This window comes from Amycolatopsis sp. NPDC047767 (genome assembly GCF_040704195.1).
In the GTDB taxonomy this organism is placed as follows: domain Bacteria; phylum Actinomycetota; class Actinomycetes; order Mycobacteriales; family Pseudonocardiaceae; genus Amycolatopsis.
This window is the reverse complement of the sequence record NZ_JBEYSJ010000016.1, coordinates 64,601-80,417: the sequence shown is the minus strand read 5'-3', so window position 1 is coordinate 80,417 and position 15,817 is coordinate 64,601. Positions and strand designations below refer to the sequence as shown.

Annotated in this window: 14 protein-coding genes; 8 read left to right on the top strand and 6 right to left on the bottom strand. The window is 68.7% G+C overall.

The genetic code is table 11. The annotated features are described in order from the left end of the window. Positions 1-281 precede the first annotated feature (281 nt). Positions 282-1,673 (bottom strand): aspartate aminotransferase family protein, encoded by a 1,392-nt coding sequence (locus tag AB0878_RS27170; RefSeq protein ID WP_366583071.1) that lies wholly within the window; start codon positions 1,671-1,673, stop codon positions 282-284. A gap of 179 nt (positions 1,674-1,852) precedes the next feature. Further along, the gene (locus AB0878_RS27165) at positions 1,853-2,350 is read right to left on the bottom strand and encodes an Lrp/AsnC family transcriptional regulator (protein ID WP_366583070.1); all 498 of its coding nucleotides are present in this window, start codon (positions 2,348-2,350) and stop codon (positions 1,853-1,855) included. Between the two features lie 166 nt (positions 2,351-2,516). On the opposite strand from AB0878_RS27165, the gene AB0878_RS27160 reads away from it, so the two are divergent. Then, positions 2,517-3,881, top strand: a complete 1,365-nt coding sequence (locus AB0878_RS27160; RefSeq protein WP_366583069.1) for an APC family permease — start codon at positions 2,517-2,519, stop codon at positions 3,879-3,881. A 9-nt stretch (positions 3,882-3,890) separates the two neighbouring features. Here the strand turns inward: AB0878_RS27160 and rho are convergent, their stop codons facing one another. Next, positions 3,891-4,958: a transcription termination factor Rho gene (rho, locus tag AB0878_RS27155; RefSeq protein ID WP_366583068.1), complete on the bottom strand. Its 1,068-nt coding sequence runs from the start codon at positions 4,956-4,958 to the stop codon at positions 3,891-3,893. Positions 4,959-5,167: 209 nt separating this feature from the next. Between rho and AB0878_RS27150 the strand changes: the two genes are divergently transcribed. The 3 genes from AB0878_RS27150 (at position 5,168) to AB0878_RS27140 (ending at position 7,276) form a co-directional block, all read left to right on the top strand. Further along, positions 5,168-5,455: a DUF6412 domain-containing protein gene (locus AB0878_RS27150; RefSeq protein ID WP_366583067.1), complete on the top strand. Its 288-nt coding sequence runs from the start codon at positions 5,168-5,170 to the stop codon at positions 5,453-5,455. 80 nt (positions 5,456-5,535) lie between these two features. Further along, the gene (locus AB0878_RS27145) at positions 5,536-6,201 is read left to right on the top strand and encodes a YidC/Oxa1 family membrane protein insertase (RefSeq protein WP_366583066.1); all 666 of its coding nucleotides are present in this window, start codon (positions 5,536-5,538) and stop codon (positions 6,199-6,201) included. 184 nt (positions 6,202-6,385) lie between these two features. Next, positions 6,386-7,276: a helix-turn-helix domain-containing protein gene (locus AB0878_RS27140; protein WP_366583065.1), complete on the top strand. Its 891-nt coding sequence runs from the start codon at positions 6,386-6,388 to the stop codon at positions 7,274-7,276. 183 nt (positions 7,277-7,459) lie between these two features. Here AB0878_RS27140 and AB0878_RS27135 read toward each other — a convergent pair whose 3' ends face one another. Next, positions 7,460-8,293, bottom strand: a complete 834-nt coding sequence (locus AB0878_RS27135; protein WP_366583064.1) for an SDR family oxidoreductase — start codon at positions 8,291-8,293, stop codon at positions 7,460-7,462. A 145-nt stretch (positions 8,294-8,438) separates the two neighbouring features. Then, positions 8,439-10,454 carry a glycogen debranching N-terminal domain-containing protein gene (locus AB0878_RS27130; protein WP_366583063.1) on the bottom strand — a complete coding sequence of 672 codons (2,016 nt, stop codon included), beginning with the start codon at positions 10,452-10,454 and terminating at the stop codon, positions 8,439-8,441. 174 nt (positions 10,455-10,628) lie between these two features. On the opposite strand from AB0878_RS27130, the gene AB0878_RS27125 reads away from it, so the two are divergent. From AB0878_RS27125 to AB0878_RS27110, 4 genes are read left to right on the top strand one after another with little or no spacing between them, the layout of a single operon-like run. Next, entirely contained in the window at positions 10,629-11,630 is a 1,002-nt protein-coding gene (locus AB0878_RS27125; RefSeq protein ID WP_366583062.1) for a LacI family DNA-binding transcriptional regulator, read from the top strand. Positions 11,631-11,660: 30 nt separating this feature from the next. Further along, the gene (locus tag AB0878_RS27120; RefSeq protein WP_366583061.1) at positions 11,661-12,896 is read left to right on the top strand and encodes a sugar ABC transporter substrate-binding protein; all 1,236 of its coding nucleotides are present in this window, start codon (positions 11,661-11,663) and stop codon (positions 12,894-12,896) included. Positions 12,897-12,903: 7 nt separating this feature from the next. After that, on the top strand, positions 12,904-13,995 hold the full coding sequence (locus AB0878_RS27115) for a sugar ABC transporter permease (protein ID WP_366583060.1): 1,092 nt from the start codon (positions 12,904-12,906) through the stop codon (positions 13,993-13,995). Then, the gene (locus tag AB0878_RS27110) at positions 13,992-14,819 is read left to right on the top strand and encodes a carbohydrate ABC transporter permease (protein ID WP_366583059.1); all 828 of its coding nucleotides are present in this window, start codon (positions 13,992-13,994) and stop codon (positions 14,817-14,819) included. Before AB0878_RS27115 ends, AB0878_RS27110 begins: the two co-directional genes overlap by 4 nt. A gap of 15 nt (positions 14,820-14,834) precedes the next feature. Here the strand turns inward: AB0878_RS27110 and AB0878_RS27105 are convergent, their stop codons facing one another. Then, on the bottom strand, positions 14,835-15,593 hold the full coding sequence (locus AB0878_RS27105; protein ID WP_366583058.1) for a metalloregulator ArsR/SmtB family transcription factor: 759 nt from the start codon (positions 15,591-15,593) through the stop codon (positions 14,835-14,837). Positions 15,594-15,817 lie beyond the last annotated feature (224 nt).

Below are 15,817 nucleotides of genomic sequence, written 5' to 3'. Positions count from 1 at the left end.
CACCCCCCAACCCCTCACCACACGCAACACACCACCACCCACCCAACAGCCAGCCGGCAACCCAACCCAAGATCTCCCCAACCCCTCCCCCGACCTTCCCCCGGCCGGCCCCCGATAAAAGGTGACGACACGGTTCGGACTGCTTGTCAAGGTACTCTTTCCAGCCTTGACAAGCAGTCCGAACCGTTGTGACAATCGAAATTCGGGGAGCACATAGTGTTTTTGTCTTTTTGCCCGAAGGGCACCCGCCTGAAAGGCGCAATGCGCCCAGATGGCAGGGCTTAAAGAAGCTTCCACGCTCCCGTGAGCGTATCGCGGAGGATCTGTTCCATCTCGTCGAATTCCTTCTGTCCGCAAATGAGCGGCGGAGAAAGCTGGATCACCGGCTCGGCGCGGTCGTCCGCCCGGCAGTACAGGCCGGCTTCGAAGAGGGCGTCCGAGAGGTACCCACGGAGGACTCGTTCGGATTCCTCCGAGGTGAAGGTTTCCTTCGTGGCCTTGTCCTTCACCAGTTCGATCCCGTAGAAGAACCCGGCACCTCGGACGTCGCCGACAATGGGGAGATCCAGCAGCCGATCAAGGGTGGAGCGGAAAGCCGATTCCTGAGCGAGGACGTGGCCGTAAATGCCCTCACGTTCGATCAAGTCCAGGTTGGCCAACGCAACGGCACAAGAAACCGGATGTCCACCATAAGTAGACCCGTGCATGAACGTGGTCGACCCGTGCTCAAACGGCTCCATCAGCCGATCACTCGCCAGTACCGCCCCCAGCGGAGCATAACCGGACGTAAGCCCCTTGGCCGTCGTGATGATGTCCGGCTGATACCCGTACCGCTTGGCCGCGAAATCATACCCAACCCGGCCGAACGCGCAAATCACCTCATCCGAAACCAGCAACACATCATGCCGGTCGCAGATCTCCCGCACCCGTTCGAAATACCCGGGCGGCGGAACAAAACACCCACCAGTGTTCTGCACCGGCTCCAGAAACACCGCGGCAACCGTGTCCGCGCCCTCGAACTCGATCGCCTGCTCGATCTGATCAGCGGCCCACCGGCCATAAGCCTCGTAGTCATCGGCATGCTCAGGCGCACGGTAGAAGTTCGTGTTCGGCACTCGCAACGAACTCGGCACGAGCGGCTCGAAATCCGCCTTCGCGCCAGGAATCCCGGTGATGGACAGCGCCCCCTGGGAAGTCCCGTGGTAAGCGAGCGCGCGGCTGATCACCTTGTGCTTGGTCGGCTTGCCGACGATCTTGAAGTACTGCTTGGCCAGCTTCCAAGCCGTCTCCACCGACTCGCCGCCACTGACCGTGAAGAAGACCCGGTTCAAATCCCCGGGAGCAGCAGCCGTGAGACGCTCGGCCAGCTCGATGGCCGGCGGGTGGGCGTGCCCCCACAACGGGAAATACGCCAGGTGCTTCGTCTGCCGAGCCGCCGCCTCCGCGAGCTCGTCACGACCGTGACCGACCTGCACGGCGAACAGACCGGCAAGTCCGTCGAGGTAACGCTTCCCCCGCGAGTCCCAGATGTACACACCTTCCCCGCGCACGATCACGGGGACCTCGGAGGCTTCGAAGCCCGAGTGGCGTGTGAAGTGCAGCCAGAGGTTGTCGCGCGCGGACTCGGCCAGGCCGGTCGCGGCAGTGGCGTTGGGGTCGGCAGTGGTGGTCATGGCTCCTCGCAAGCGGGCCTCGAAGTGCCGGGCACGCATGGCGGCGCGAACCGGCCGGACCTCTTCGTTATCGCACGAGCCGATCATCCGACGCAAGCGGATCAGTCGCCGTATGGAGTAACCTCAACTAATTCTAGGCCATCCAGAACGTCACACCTTCGGATTTAGTCGTCCGAGGATCAGCGGGTGCCCCACTGGTACGACTGCTTGCGCAGCTTCAGGTACACGAGCGTCTCCGCGGTGCGGACGCCCGGGAGCGTGCGGATGCGGTTGGAGATCAAGTCCAGCAGGGCCTCGTCGTCGGCGCAGACGGCTTCGCACAGCACGTCGAAGCGGCCGGCGCAGAGGACGACGTAGTCGATTTCCGTCATCTCCGCGAGGGCGTCCGCCACGGGTTCGAGGGGGCCGTCGACGGTGATCGCCACCATGGCCTGGCGCAAAAGCCCTACCTGCAAGGGATCCGAGACCGCGACGATCTGGATCACCCCGGAGTCGGACAGGCGCTGCACGCGCTGGCGCACCGCGGCCTCGGAGAGCCCGACGGCCTTGCCGATGGTCGCGTAGGCGCGGCGGCCGTCCTCCTGGAGCTGGGCGATGATCTTCTTCGAGATGTCGTCGATCACCGGCGGCGCGGGCCGGGGGTGGTTCGGTTCCTGGCTGGTCACCCCCGGGATCATCCCCGACCCGCCCGAGGCCCGGCAAGCCAGCGCGCAGGCCACTGAACGCGACTGTCCACAGTGCGACAGGCGACGGATTTAGTCGTCTTGGTGCCGTTGACAACACCGAATCAGTGCTGTTCCATCCGTCGAAACATCGCGCCGCCGACGGAGGGACATCGCCTCAATGCCCCCTAATCCGGCTCTCGCCGAGACCACCACGACAGGCACCGCAGCGCCCCGCACGCTGACGCGTTCCATCGGCGTCACGGGCGGAACGCTGCTGACGCTGAGCTGCGTGACGCCCGCGTCGTCGTTGTTCGTGCTCGTGCCGCCGCTGTTCGCCGACCTCGGAACCGGCACGGCGCCGGCCATCGCGCTGGCCGTGCTGCTGTGCGTGGGCATCGCGTTCTGCTACTCGGAGCTCGGCACGCTCGTGCCCAGCGCGGGCGGCGAGTACGCCATGGTCACCACGGTGCTCAACCGCTTCGCCGGCTGGATCACGTTCGTGCTGTCGTTCATCGTGATCCTGGTCGTGCCGCCGATCATCGCGATCGGCGTGGCCGACTACCTCGCCCCGATCGTGCACCTCGACCCGTCGCTGGCAGGCGCCGCGGTGATGCTGGCGTCGACCGTGATGGGGCTGGCGAACCTGCGTTCCAACGCGTGGATCACCGGCGTCTTCCTGGCCATCGAGCTCATCGCCGTGGTGGTCGTGTCGGTGCTCGGGTTCGCGCACGCCGACCGCTCGCCTGCGGTGCTGCTGCGCCCGAGCCTCAACGGCGTGAGCGGCGTCGGGCTCGTCACGGTGATCGCCGGGCTCGCCGTGGCTCTCTTTGTGGTGCAAGGGTTTTCGACGGCCGTGTACCTGGCAGAGGAAATGCGTGAGCCACATCGGACAGTCTCGCGCACGGTCCTGTGGACACTCGGCATCAGCGCGCTCGTCATCCTGGTGCCGGTCGTCGCCATCACGCTCGCCGACACCGGCTCCCTGGGCGAGGTCGACCTCACCGCCCTGGTCGTGAGCTGGAGTGGCTCGACGCTCGGCACGATCATCAGCCTCTGCATCGCCGCCGCGATCGTCAACGCGGTGATCGTGATGGTCATCCAGAACTCACGCGTGCTCTACGCGTCGGGCCGCGACCGCGCCTGGCCTGACCCGGTGAACCGCGCCCTGAGCGTGGTCGGCTCCCGCTTCGGCTCGCCGTGGGCCGCGACGCTCGTGGTGGGCCTGTCGGAGGCCGTGCTGTGTTTCGTGCCGGTCGAGACGCTGAGCGGCGTCACGGGTGTCGCGGTGGTCGCGCTCTACCTGGCCATCGCGATCACCGTGCTCGCCGCCCGCCGCGCCGCCCACCGCGGCCCGCACGTCTGGCGGATGCCGGGCTGGCCCGTGATCCCGGCGGTCGTGGTGCTGGCGCTGGGGTACGTGCTCGTCGAGCAGACCGCACTGGACCTGGGCATCACGGCCGCGGTGCTCGTGGTTTCGGGCGCGTACTGGCTGTTCTACCTGCGCCGGCGGTCGGACCGGTGGCTGGTGACGGTTCCGGGGTGAGGCCCCCGCTCACGCGGCGAGCGCGGCCGGCGTGCCGAGCGATGCCGCGACGCGGGCGATGAACTCGGCGTTGGACTTCGTGGTGCGGACCTGGTCCAGGAACTGCTCGGTGGCGCGCTTGGGGTCCTGGCCGGACAGGGCGCGGCGGACCTCGTTCATGACCTGGAGTTCAGCCGCCGGGACGAGCAGCTCGTCGCGGCGGGTGCCGGAGCCGAAGAGCTCCACGGCGGGGAACACGCGGTTGTCGGCCAGCAGGCGGTCCAGGCGCAGCTCGGAGTTGCCGGTGCTCTTGAGCTCCTCGAAGAACACGGTGTCGGCGAGCGAGCCGGTGCCGACCAGCGCCGTGGCGATGATCGTGAGCGAACCGCCGCCTTCGATGTTGCGCGCGGCGCCGAGGATCTTCTTCATCGGGTGCAGCGCGCCGGCGTCGACACCGCCCGAGAGGACGCGGCCCGACGGGCGGGCGGCGAGGTTGTAGGCGCGACCGAGGCGGGTGAGCGAATCGAGCAGCAGCACGACGTCGCGGCCGCTTTCCACGAGCCGCTTGGCGCGCTCGACGGCCAGCTCGGCCACGGCCACGTGCTCGGACGGCTTGCGGTCGAACGTCGAAGAGACGACCTCACCGCGCACCGACCGCTGCATGTCCGTGACCTCCTCGGGCCGCTCGTCGGCGAGCAGCACCATGAGGTGCACGTCGGGGTGGTTCACCGCCACCGCTTGCGCGATCGCCTGCAGCACCGACGTTTTCCCGGTCCGGGGCGGCGCCACGATCAGTGCGCGCTGCCCCTTCCCGACGGGCGCGACGAGGTCGAGCACGCGAGTCGTGAGCTGGTGGCGGGTGGTTTCGAGGACGAGCCGCTGGTCGGGGTGCACCGGCGTGAGCCGTTCGAACTCCGGGCGGTTGGGCGCCGGAGGGGCCCCGTTGACCGAGACGACCTGCTCGCCGTCGACGACGATCTCGTCGCCGCGCCGCAGGTTGTGCTTGCGGATCAGTCCAAAGGGGACGGACGGACCGCCCGGCGTGTAGCCGAGGGTGGCGGTCTTGCCGTGGATGTCGAGAATTCCTTGGTATGACATGGTTTTGACTCCTTGAAGGATGAAAAGCGATTCTTGGTGAGATCGCGAAACGAGCGAACGCCACATCGAGGCGACGCAGCTTTCGTGAAAGTTGAGAACTCCCCCGGGCGGCCGGGCCGGCATCCATGGGGATCGAGGCGAGCATAGCGCAACGGCGGCGAGGACCACAACCGGCTACAATCGCGGCGACGGAGAAAGGGGGCGTCACCTTGCACACGCTGCTGCACCTGGCGTTCCCTGCCGTGCACATCTTCGGCCAAGCCGGCCCGGCGGCAATTCTCGCGTTCGCCTCCGTGGTGGCCGCGAGCCTGCTCGTGGTCCTGGTCGTCGGCAACGCCAACCGCGGTGAGCTGGCCGCGTGGACCGTCCCGGTCCGCGCTCGCCGCACCGCCCTGAACCAGCGCGCCCGTCGCGCCGCTTTCCTTCGGCTACGCGATCCCGGCGCCCCGGGCCGAAGCCGGCCCCGCGCACCCGGGTGGCACTCCCCGGCTGCGTAGCCCGTTCCAGGTCAGTCCGATCAGGACGGTCCGCAGCCGGTTCCGCTTGCCCTGAAACGACTTTCCCCTGGAGTGCTGTCATGCCCGAAATCTTCGACGTGCCCGTCGCCGGCGCGTACCACCTCGTCGACTGGCTCGCCTCGGCGACCGAACCGCTCACCGGCTCGTTCGCGGCCGCCGCGGCGATTGTGCTGTTCACCGTCGCCGTACGGCTGCTGCTCGTGCCGTTCGCCCGGGCCGCGGCGCACGGTCAGCGGGCCCGCACCGCGTTGGCCCCCGAAATTCGCAAGCTGCAGGAGAAGCACGGCAAGAACCGCGAAAAGCTCGTAGCGGAGATGGCGAAACTGCAGCAGGAGTCGGGCACCTCGATGTTCGTGGGATGCCTGCCGATGCTCGCGCAGCTGCCGTTCTTCTGGGTGATGTACCACCTCTTCAGCACGGCCGTGATCTCCGGCGCACCCAACGCCCTGCTCGGCAGCACGCTGTTCGGCATCACCCTCGGCGCCCACGGCCTCGCGGCGGCACCGGTCGTGTTCGTGGTGGCCGGCCTGCTCGCCGTGGTGGCGTGGTTCTCCGTCCGCCGGCAGGACCGCCGGCGCGACCTCACGGCCCCCGGCGCTCGAGTCCTGCGCCTCCTGCCTTATGGAACAATCGCGGTCACCGCTTTTGTTCCCTTGGCCGCCTCGCTGTACCAGCTGACGACCACGACGTGGACGGTCGTGGAGCGGGCGATCCTCACCCGGTGAGACCCGAGTCACCCATCGAGAACCGAGCTAGCCCGACCGGTCGATCGGCACTCGACTGGCGCATGCGCGCGGCGGGTTTGCTGATGATGTGGGCTGGGCGCATGCCGCGTTTGAGGGGGTGCGCAGCCGTCGGGGGTACCGGCAGTACCTCCCTTCGCCTGCAGACACGGCCTACGGTGGAGGGGTGGCCACGATCGATCTGCGCACCGAGATCAAGGAATTTCTGAGCTCGCGTCGCGCGCGGATCGCGCCCGAGCGGGCCGGACTGCCCGCCTACGGCGGCAATCGCCGAGTCAAAGGGCTGCGTCGCGAAGAGGTCGCTCTGCTGGCAGGGGTATCGGTCGACTACTACGTGCGCATGGAGCGCGGCGGCCTCGCCGGCGCCTCCGACGGGGTGCTCGACGCGTTGGCCGCGGCCTTGCAACTCGACGAGGCCGAGCGCGATCACCTGTTCCACCTTGCGCGGCAGTCCAGGGCGCCCGGCGGTCCACGCCGCCGGCGACCCGCCGTGGCGGTGCGTCCGGCGCTTCAGCAGGTGCTCGCGGCCATCACCGATGCACCGGCGTGGATTTGCAACGGCCGTTATGACGTGCTGGCCATGAATCGACTGGCCCGCGCGCTGTATTCACCGGTGCTGGCCGACGCCCGACGACCGGCGAACACCGCGCGGTTCTTGTATCTGGATCCCGAGGCGGCGAAAACGTTCTTCGTCGACTACGACCGAATCGCCTGCGATGTGGCCGCGAAGCTGCGCATGGAAGCCGGCCGCAATCCGCGCGACGAGGAACTGATCGCCCTCGTCGGTGAGTTGTCAACACGCAGTGAACTGTTTCGGCAGCGGTGGGCATCTCAGGACGTTCGGCTCCACCGGTCCGGACGCAAGCGTGTGCACCATCCGGTAGTGGGCCGGCTCGAGCTGGACGTCGAGTCGATGGAGCTGCCGGCCGAACCCGGCCTGCTCCTGAACGTCTACACCGCGCCCGCCGGCACGGCGACCGCGGACGGTCTGGCCGTCTTGGCGTCGTGGGCAGCCAGCCAGGAGCAACTGGCGACCGAGACTCAAGCACTCAGCTGATACGGGCCGCCGCTCACGCCTGCCGGCCCTGGCCGCGATGCTCACCACACTGATCCTGCGTGTCACCGACGCTGTCGACCACGTCGGGGCGTGGCCCCGCTTCGGGCGCCGACGACAACACCAAGCCCGCCTCAGCCACGCCAAACGACGTGGCTACCCACTCACCTGACTGCCGTTGCCGTACTAGGTACCTGTTGCGGTCGTGGCGATGCCGCCGTCGATCGGGATGACGGTGCCCGTGAGGTAAGAGCCGGCCCGGCTGGCGAGGAACACGGCGATACCTGCCATGTCGTCGTCGCGGCCGAGACGGCGCAGAGGAGCCTTCGCCGCGATCGTGTCGCCGATGGCCTCGAGCGTGGCCGCCATCATCTGCGACGGGAACGGTCCTGGGGCTACCGCGTTCACCGTGATGTGCTGTGGGCCCAGTTCTCTGGCAAGCACTCTGGTGAGTTGGTGGAGTGCCGCTTTGCTACTGGCGTACGAGTAGTTGGGCGACTCGGCGACGTGGATGGCGGCGATACTGCCGATGTTGACGATCCGCGCGGGATCGTCGGCGGTACCCGCCCTGCGAAGTGCGGGGAGCAGCGCCTGCACCAGCCAGAACGGCGACTTGAGGTTGAGATCGACCACTGCGTCCCAGGCCTCGGCCGGGAACGTCTCCAGCGGCTCGCGCCACATCGCTCCCGCGTTGTTGACGAGGATATCCAGGCGTTCCGAGTCGACCTTGACAAGATCAGCGAGGCGCTGACACTCGTCGTACCTGGACAGGTCGGCGGGGATTGCTTGAACGTCGCCGAATTCGGACAGCAGACGCTGTGCCTCCGCGCACGCGTCTGCGTTGCGTGAGCTGATGACGACGCGGGCGCCCGCCTGCAGAAGGCCGCGCGCAATCATCATCCCGATGCCCCTGGTACCGCCGGTGACAAGTGCGTATTTCCCACTCAGATCGAAAAGGTCTGCGTGAGTGGTGAACTGGCTGTCCGCGACGGGTATTCGTTCCTTCTGCCGTGGATCCATTACTTCTCCTCTGTTTGGCCGAAAGCCGACTCAAACAGGTTCACAGGCGTCCTGGACGTCCGGGAGACCCTGGTGATACAGGTACTGTGAGAGCCACCCACGCTTGCAGATCTTCAGCTGCAAGGCTGCCCTGCGTTCACGTGCTTCAGCCCAGCCGCAGGCCTGGCGGCAGCCGCAGGTCCGTCACCGTTCCGTCGGCCGCGATGGTGACGTCCAGGGTGCCGCCGGCCAGGGGCAGGTCGGTCACGCGAAGGGCGCCCACCGGGCTCGGCCGAGGTGGGTCCAGGGTGACGACGCCGGCGGGGACGTCGACGCGCAGGCCCAGGAAGGTGACCAGCAGCGTCACCGCGGATGCGGCCGCCCAGGCCTGGGGGCGGCAGGACGCGGGGTAGGGCAGCGGCGACGAGACCTCGTCGGAGCCGTAGCCCGAGAACAGCTCCGGCAGGCGGTTGTCGAAGCCGCCGGCCGCGTGGACGAGTTGCAACCCCAGTGAAGCGGCGCGCGAGGACTGGCCCGAGGCTTGGAGGCCGCGGACGACGACGGCGGTGTCGTGGGGCCAGACGGAGCCGCAGTGGTAGCTCAGCGGTGAGAATCCGCCGCCGGTCGAGGACATGGTGCGCAGGCCGAAGCCGGCGGCCATCGACGGGCCGAGGAGCAGCTCGCCGATCGAGGAGCTCTCGGCCGGGTCCAGGATGCCGGTGCCCAGCAGGTGCCCGATGTTGCTCGTCAGGGAATCCACGGGTTGTTTGGCGCCGTCCAGGGCCAGGGCCGGGAAGTGGCCGTCCGAAGTGGACACCCAGAACCGCGAGCGGAAGCGCGAGCGCAGGGCCTCGGCCCACTCGAGGAGTCCGTCGGCCGGTTCGCCGAGGGCGGAGAGCAGCTCGGCGGCGCGGACGGCGGCCTCGTACTGGTAGCCCTGCACCTCGGACAGCGCGACGGGCGGCTTGGCGATCGTGCCGTCGGCGAAGCGGATGGCGTCGCCCGAGTCCTTCCAGCCCTGGTTGGCCAGGCCGCGGCCGCTTTCGTCGAGGTACTCGGCGAAGCCGTCGCCGTCGGTGTCGGACAGGCCGGTGATCCAGAACAGCGCGGCGCGCAGGTTCGGCAGCAGCGCGCGGACCTCGGCCTCGGGCAGGCCCCAGCGCCAGGCGTCGTAGAGCAGGCCGACCCACAGAGCGGTCGCGTCGACGGTGCCGTAGTAGCGCGCGGGCAACGACATGCCGTGGACCTCGAAGCCGGTGCGCCGCCGTTCGTGCAGGATCTTGCCGGGCGCCTCGCCGGTCGCCGGGTCGTGGCGCTCGCCCTGGGCCCGGGCCAGTGTGCGCAGCGTGCCGCCCGCCAGCGAAAGCGACAGCGGCAACGCCAGGCGCGCGGCCCACAGGCTGTCGCGGCCGAAGAGGGTGAAGAACCACGGCGCGCCGGCACCCGCGAACACGTCGCCGGGGTGCTCGCGTTCGGCCAGCAGCAACGCGTTGAGATCGTCGAGCGAACGGTTCAGCAGCGCGGTGAACCGGCGGTCGTCGGCCTCCACCACGGGGGCCGACAGCCGTGCGGCGGAGCCCGGCACGAAGGGCGCTTCCGGGTCCGTGGCGGTCAGCGTCCAGTGCAGCACCACGCGGTCCTCGACGCGCACCCGCCACTTCACCAGCACCCGAGCACCGTCCACAGTGGTCTCGCCGTCGGTGGCGACCACGGCGTTGACCAGTCCTTGCGACCACCGCACGCCGCCGTCGACGCGCTCGGGCGCCAGCGGGTCCACCGAGCCGCCGGACTTGATCACCTCGATCGACGCGAAGTCCGCCGCCAGCGCGAGCTCGACCACGCACTCCACGGCCTCGGCCGCCGACGAGACCAGCTCCAGCTCCTCCGTCACCCCGCTCGCCATGACGCGGCGGTGGCGGCGCAGCCACACCGTCGGGTCCGGGCCGGGATTGCCGAGGTGGCGCACCAGCCCCGTGAACGTGCCGCGGTCCGCCGCCGGCTCCTCGAAGCCGATCGGTTCGGGCTCCCGCCCGTCGACGGTCACCACCGCTTCGCTCACCAACCGCAGGTCACCGTGCAGCAGACCCTGCGTGCCGTTGCCGCGGATCTGCCCGTCGCGACCGGAGAGGACGACGGTCGGGGCGTGCAGGGCGATCGCGAGGTCGTGGAGCAGGGGCTGCATGGAAATGTCCTCCGGTGGGGTCGGGTGTCCCCGATTGGATCGATCAAACCGGGTTCGTGTCAAGTTGGTTTGAAGTCTTGACAGGTCAGCGGCCAACGTTCAGAGTAGCCGCCAGATTGAACGTTCAAACCTGCACCTCGATCGAGGTGCCGGACCAGGTCACCAGGAGGCGGGATGGCTCAGCGGGCCACGCTGAACTCGGTCGCGGAGGCCGCCTCCGTCTCGCGCCAGACCGTGTCGAACGTGATCAACTCGCCCGAGCTCGTGAGCCCGGAGACCCGTGAACGCGTGCTCGAGGCCATCGACCGCCTCGGCTACCGCCCGCACACCGCCGCCCGCCAGCTGCGCACCACGCGCTCGCAGATCATCGGGATGCGCATCGCCCCGGTCGGCAACGGCGTGAGCGGCGTGGTCCTCGACCAGTTCCTGCACTCCCTCACGGCCACAGCCGAGGAGTACGACCACCGGATCATGCTCTTCACCGCCGCCGACGACGAAGCCGAGACGCGTGCGTACGCCGATCTCATCGCGTCGGTCGGCGTCGACGGTTTCGTGCTCACCCACACCCACCACGACGACCTGCGCACCCGCTGGCTCAAGGAGCGCGAGCTGCCGTTCGTCACTTTCGGCCGGCCGTGGGGCGACGAGCAGGCGCACGGCTGGGTCGACGTCGACGGCGCCCGCGGCACCCGCCTGGCCACCGAGCACCTCGTGCGCCAGGGCCACCGCCGCATCGCGTTCGTCGGCTGGCCCGCGGGCTCCGAGACCGGTGACGATCGGCGCGCCGGCTGGGAGGCCGGGCTCGCCGCCGCCGGGCTGGCGGACCGGCCGCAGATCCCCGTGTTCGACGGTGTGGAGGGCGGGCGTTCGGCCGCCGCCCGGCTGCTCGACGAGCCCGCCGCGCCCACCGCGTTCGTGTGCGCCAGCGACTCCCTCGCGCTCGGCGTGGTCGGGGAGCTGCGCGAGCGCGGCCTGCGCCCCGGCGCCGACGCGTCGGTGATCGGCTTCGACGACACCCCGACCGCCGCCGTGCTCGGCCTGAGCTCCGTCGCCCAGCCCATCGCCGAAGTCGCCGCCGAATGCGTGCGCCAGCTGCGCGCGACCCTGCGCGGCACCGCCGGCCCCGAACCCGTCTCGACCCTGCTCACCCCCCGGCTCGTGCTGCGCACGACCTGACATCACCATCTGCACGATCAAGGAGGATCGATGCGTCACCTCGTCCCCCGCACGGCCGTCGCCGCTGCCGGCCTGCTGCTCACGCTCACCGCGTGCGGCGGCGGCTTCGACGACTCGACGGCGCCCGCGACCCAGCAGTCCGGCCCCGCCCAGCTCAAGCTGATGATCGCCTCCAGCGGCGGCGCCGAGCTCACCGCGGTGCAGGACGCGGCCGCGAAGTGGGCGGCCGGCTCCGGCGGCTCGAAGGTTCAGGTGATCGGCGCCAACGATCTGCCGCAGCAGCTGAGCCAGGGCTTCGCGGCGGGTAGCCCGCCCGACGTGTTCGCCGTGGACGCCACGAAGTTCCAGGGCTACGCCGACGAGATGCTGCCCTACGGCGACTCGGTGTCCTACAAGGACGATCTCTACCCGACGCTGCGCACCACGTTCACCAAGGACGGCAAGCTCTACTGCGTCCCCAAGGACTTCTCCACGCTGGCGCTGGCGATCAACACCGACCAGTGGGCCGCGGCGGGCCTGACCGACAAGGACATCCCGAAGACCTGGGACCAGCTCAAGGCCGCTGCGCAGAAGCTGACCACCGGCGGGCACACGGGCCTCGTGTTCAACGACACCCGCGACCGCGTCGGCGCGTTCCTGGTGCAGGCCGGCGGCTGGCCGCTCGACGCGGACCAGAAGAAGGCCACGGCCGACACCCCGCAGAACCTGCAGGGGCTCACGTTCGTGCGCGACCTGCTGGCTTCCGGCGTCGCCAAGTACCCGAAGCAGATCGGCGCGGGCGACTCGGGTGAGGCGTTCGGCCTGGGCAAGGCCGCGATGAGCATCGACGGCAACTGGATGGTCGGCGGGATGACCAAGGACTACCCGAACGTGAAGTACCAGGTCGTGCCGCTGCCGGCCGGTCCGGCGGGTGCGGGCACGCTGTCGTTCACGCAATGCTGGGGCATCGCGGCGAAGAGCAAGTTCCAGGACCAGGCCAAGCAGCTCGTGGACGCGCTGATGCAGCCGGCCCAGGAGCTGACGTTCGCGAAGACGTTCGGCGTGATGCCGTCGCGGCAGTCGGCGCGCGCGCAGTACCAGCAGGAGTTCCCGCAGCAGGCGGCGTTCCTCGCCGGGGCCGACTCGGCGCACGGCCCGGTGACGCTCACGAAGATGGACCCGGTGCTCACCGACTTCGACGCCCAGATCCAGCAGCTGCCCGGCGCCGACCCGAAGCACATCCTGCAGCAGCTGCAGACCAACACCTCCGCCGCGCTCGGACAGTGAGCTGGGCATGACGACGCTGCTCACCACGACGAGCTCCCCCGCCGCGCCACCATCCCCGGCGCGGCGGGGGAAGGGACCGAGCCGGCGTGAAGGCCGCGTGGGCTGGCTGTTCCTCGCGCCCACGCTGGTGGTGCTCGGCCTGTTCTTCGTGCTGCCCATCGGAATGGCGCTCTGGGTGAGCGTGAGCGACTGGACCGGCAACGGCAGCCCGTTCTCGTCTCGGGTGCACTTCGTCGGCGGCGACAACTACGCCGCGCTGCTCACCGAACCCGGCCTCACGCAACGCAACTTCGCCACGAGCATCCGCAACAACGGCTACTTCGTACTGTTCGTGGTCCCGCTGCAGACCGCGCTCGCGCTGTTCCTCGCGATGGTGCTGAACCAGCGCCGGCTCAAGGGCAAGCAGTTCTTCCGCACGGCGTTCTACTTCCCCACCGTGACCAGCTCCGTCGCGATCTCGGTGGTGTTCCTGTTCCTCTTCTCCAGCACCGGCACGGTGAACGCCGCGCTCAAACTGTTCGGAGTGGACGGTCCCAGCTGGTTCGCCGACCCGCGCGGCCTCTTCCAGATCGTCCTCAACGGACTCGGCGTGCCGCAGAACCCGGCCGCGCTGACGTCACACGGATTCCTCGGACTGTCCTGGTGGGACTGGCTCTCGGGCCCGAGCGTGGCGATGTGCTCGATCATCGTGCTCGTGGTGTGGACGACCACCGGCGGGTTCATGCTGATGTTCTACGCGGCGCTCCAGAACCTGCCGCCGAGCGTCGACGAGGCCGCCGTGATCGACGGCGCCAACGGGTGGCAGCGCTTCTGGCGCGTGACGCTGCCCCAGCTGCGCCCGACGTTGTTCCTCGTGCTCACCCTCGGCCTGATCGGCACGTGGCAGGTCTTCGACCAGATCTACGTGCTCAGCCGCGGCGCCCCCGCCAACACCACGCTCACCCCCGCGTACCTCTCGTACTCGACGTCGTTCATCGGCAAGGAATGGGGCCAGGGCTCGGCGATCGCGTTCCTGCTGTTCGTGGTGATCGTGGTGCTCACGCTGGTGCAGCGCTGGCTGTTGAAGGAGAAGGACGGAAAACGGAGGAGCCGGCGGTGAAGCGACGCGGATACCTGCGCTGGGTCGGCTTCGGCGTACTGCTGCTGGTCGCTGTTGCCTACATCTACCCATTCCTGATCCAGCTGGCCACGGCGTTCAAGACCGACGCCGACGCCACGGCCCACCCGCTCACCCCGTGGCCGCACGAGTGGTCCGTGGCCGTCTTCTCGACGCTCGCCCAGCAGGATTTCCCGCGCTGGGCGCTGAACTCGATCTTCGTGTCGGTCACGATCACCGTCGGCCGGGTCGTGTTCAACTCGATGGCCGGGTACGCGCTGGCGCGGCTGCGGTTCCGCGGCCGCGGCGCGGTGTTCGGCGCGGTCGTGGCCGTGCTCGCCGTGCCGAGCGTGGTTCTGCTCATCCCGAAGTTCCTGGTGCTCAACCAGTTCGGCATGTACGACACGTACGCGGCGATGATCATCCCGCTGCTGGCCGACGCGTCGGGCGTGTTCATCATGAAGCAGTTCTTCGAAAGCGTGCCGCTGAGCGTCGAGGAAGCGGCTCGCATCGACGGCGCCGGACCGCTGCGCACGTTCTGGTCCGTGGTGCTGCCGATGTCGAAGCCGGCCCTGATCACCATGACGATCCTGGCGTTCCAGGGGTCCTGGAACGAGCTGCCGCACTACATCGTGTCGCGGCAGGACCCGGCACTGAACACGCTCACCACCGGCGTCGCCTCACTCGTGTCCGGCGAGCTCGGGCAGGGCAACCAGTTCCCGCTCAAGCTCGCCGCCGCGCTGCTGATGACGGTACCGGTGGCGATCGTGTACTTCGTCTTCTCGAAGCGCTTCACCCGAGGCACGTACGAGGGTGTCGACAAATAGCCAAATCCCTGAAATTCAGGGCATGCTCCACGGCGCGTTCGGCATCACGTGGCCGGTCTCCAGCAGCGACTTGAGGTTCGCGAACACCGACGGCCAGCCGCGGCCGATGTCCCGGCGCGCCTGCTCGTCGGGCAGGTCCTCGTGGGTCACGGTGAGCCGGACGATCGCCTCGTACTGCTCGATGTCGAACGTCACGCGCGAAGGCTCCTGGGTGTCCTCCTTGGTCGGGTCGAACCAGCGGGTCACGAGGCGCTTCGGCGGCACGGCTTCCACCACGTCGCCGTAGACGTCGACGATGCCGGACCCGTCCACCCGCACGTGTTCCCAACGTGAGCCGGGCTGCCAGTCGGACTCGTTGCGGTGCCCCCAGTACTGCCCGCTCAGCTCGGCGTCGGTGAGCGCCTCCCACACCTTCTCCGGCGTGCTCTCGATATAGGTGACGTAGACGTAACTCGGCTTTTCGGTCATGGCTTCCTCTGCTCGGCGTTTGACGGCGCTCAGCGCGCGCAGCCGGGGGCGCTCGAACTTGTCCACCCAGCGTTCCTGCATCTCGTGCAACGGGACCGGATTGAGGTAGTGCAGCTTCTCCCGGCCACGGCGCACCGTGCTGACCAGGTTCGCCGCCTCGAGGACGGACAGGTGCTGGGTGACCGTCTGGCGCGTCATGTCCAGGCGGGCGCACAGCTCGTTGAGCGTCTGTCCGTTGTCCTCGTGCAGCTGGTCGAGCAGGTAGCGCCTGGTCGGGTCGGCCAGCGCTTTGAAGACCTTGTCCAAGAAAATCCCGTCCAGCTCCGATTGCACACTCTAAGTTAGGCAGTCAAACGACTGCATGTCAAGCCCTCGGGCATACTGGCCTGGTGAAGAAGGTGGTCAAGGCTTGGACAGTGGCAGCGACCGGCAGCGGGCTGCCGTCGACCCTGCACGCGGTGATCACGCGCGGTGATCCGCTGGCGGCGACGCGCGCGGCGGGCACGCTGGCGCCCGGCGGCAAGGCCGGG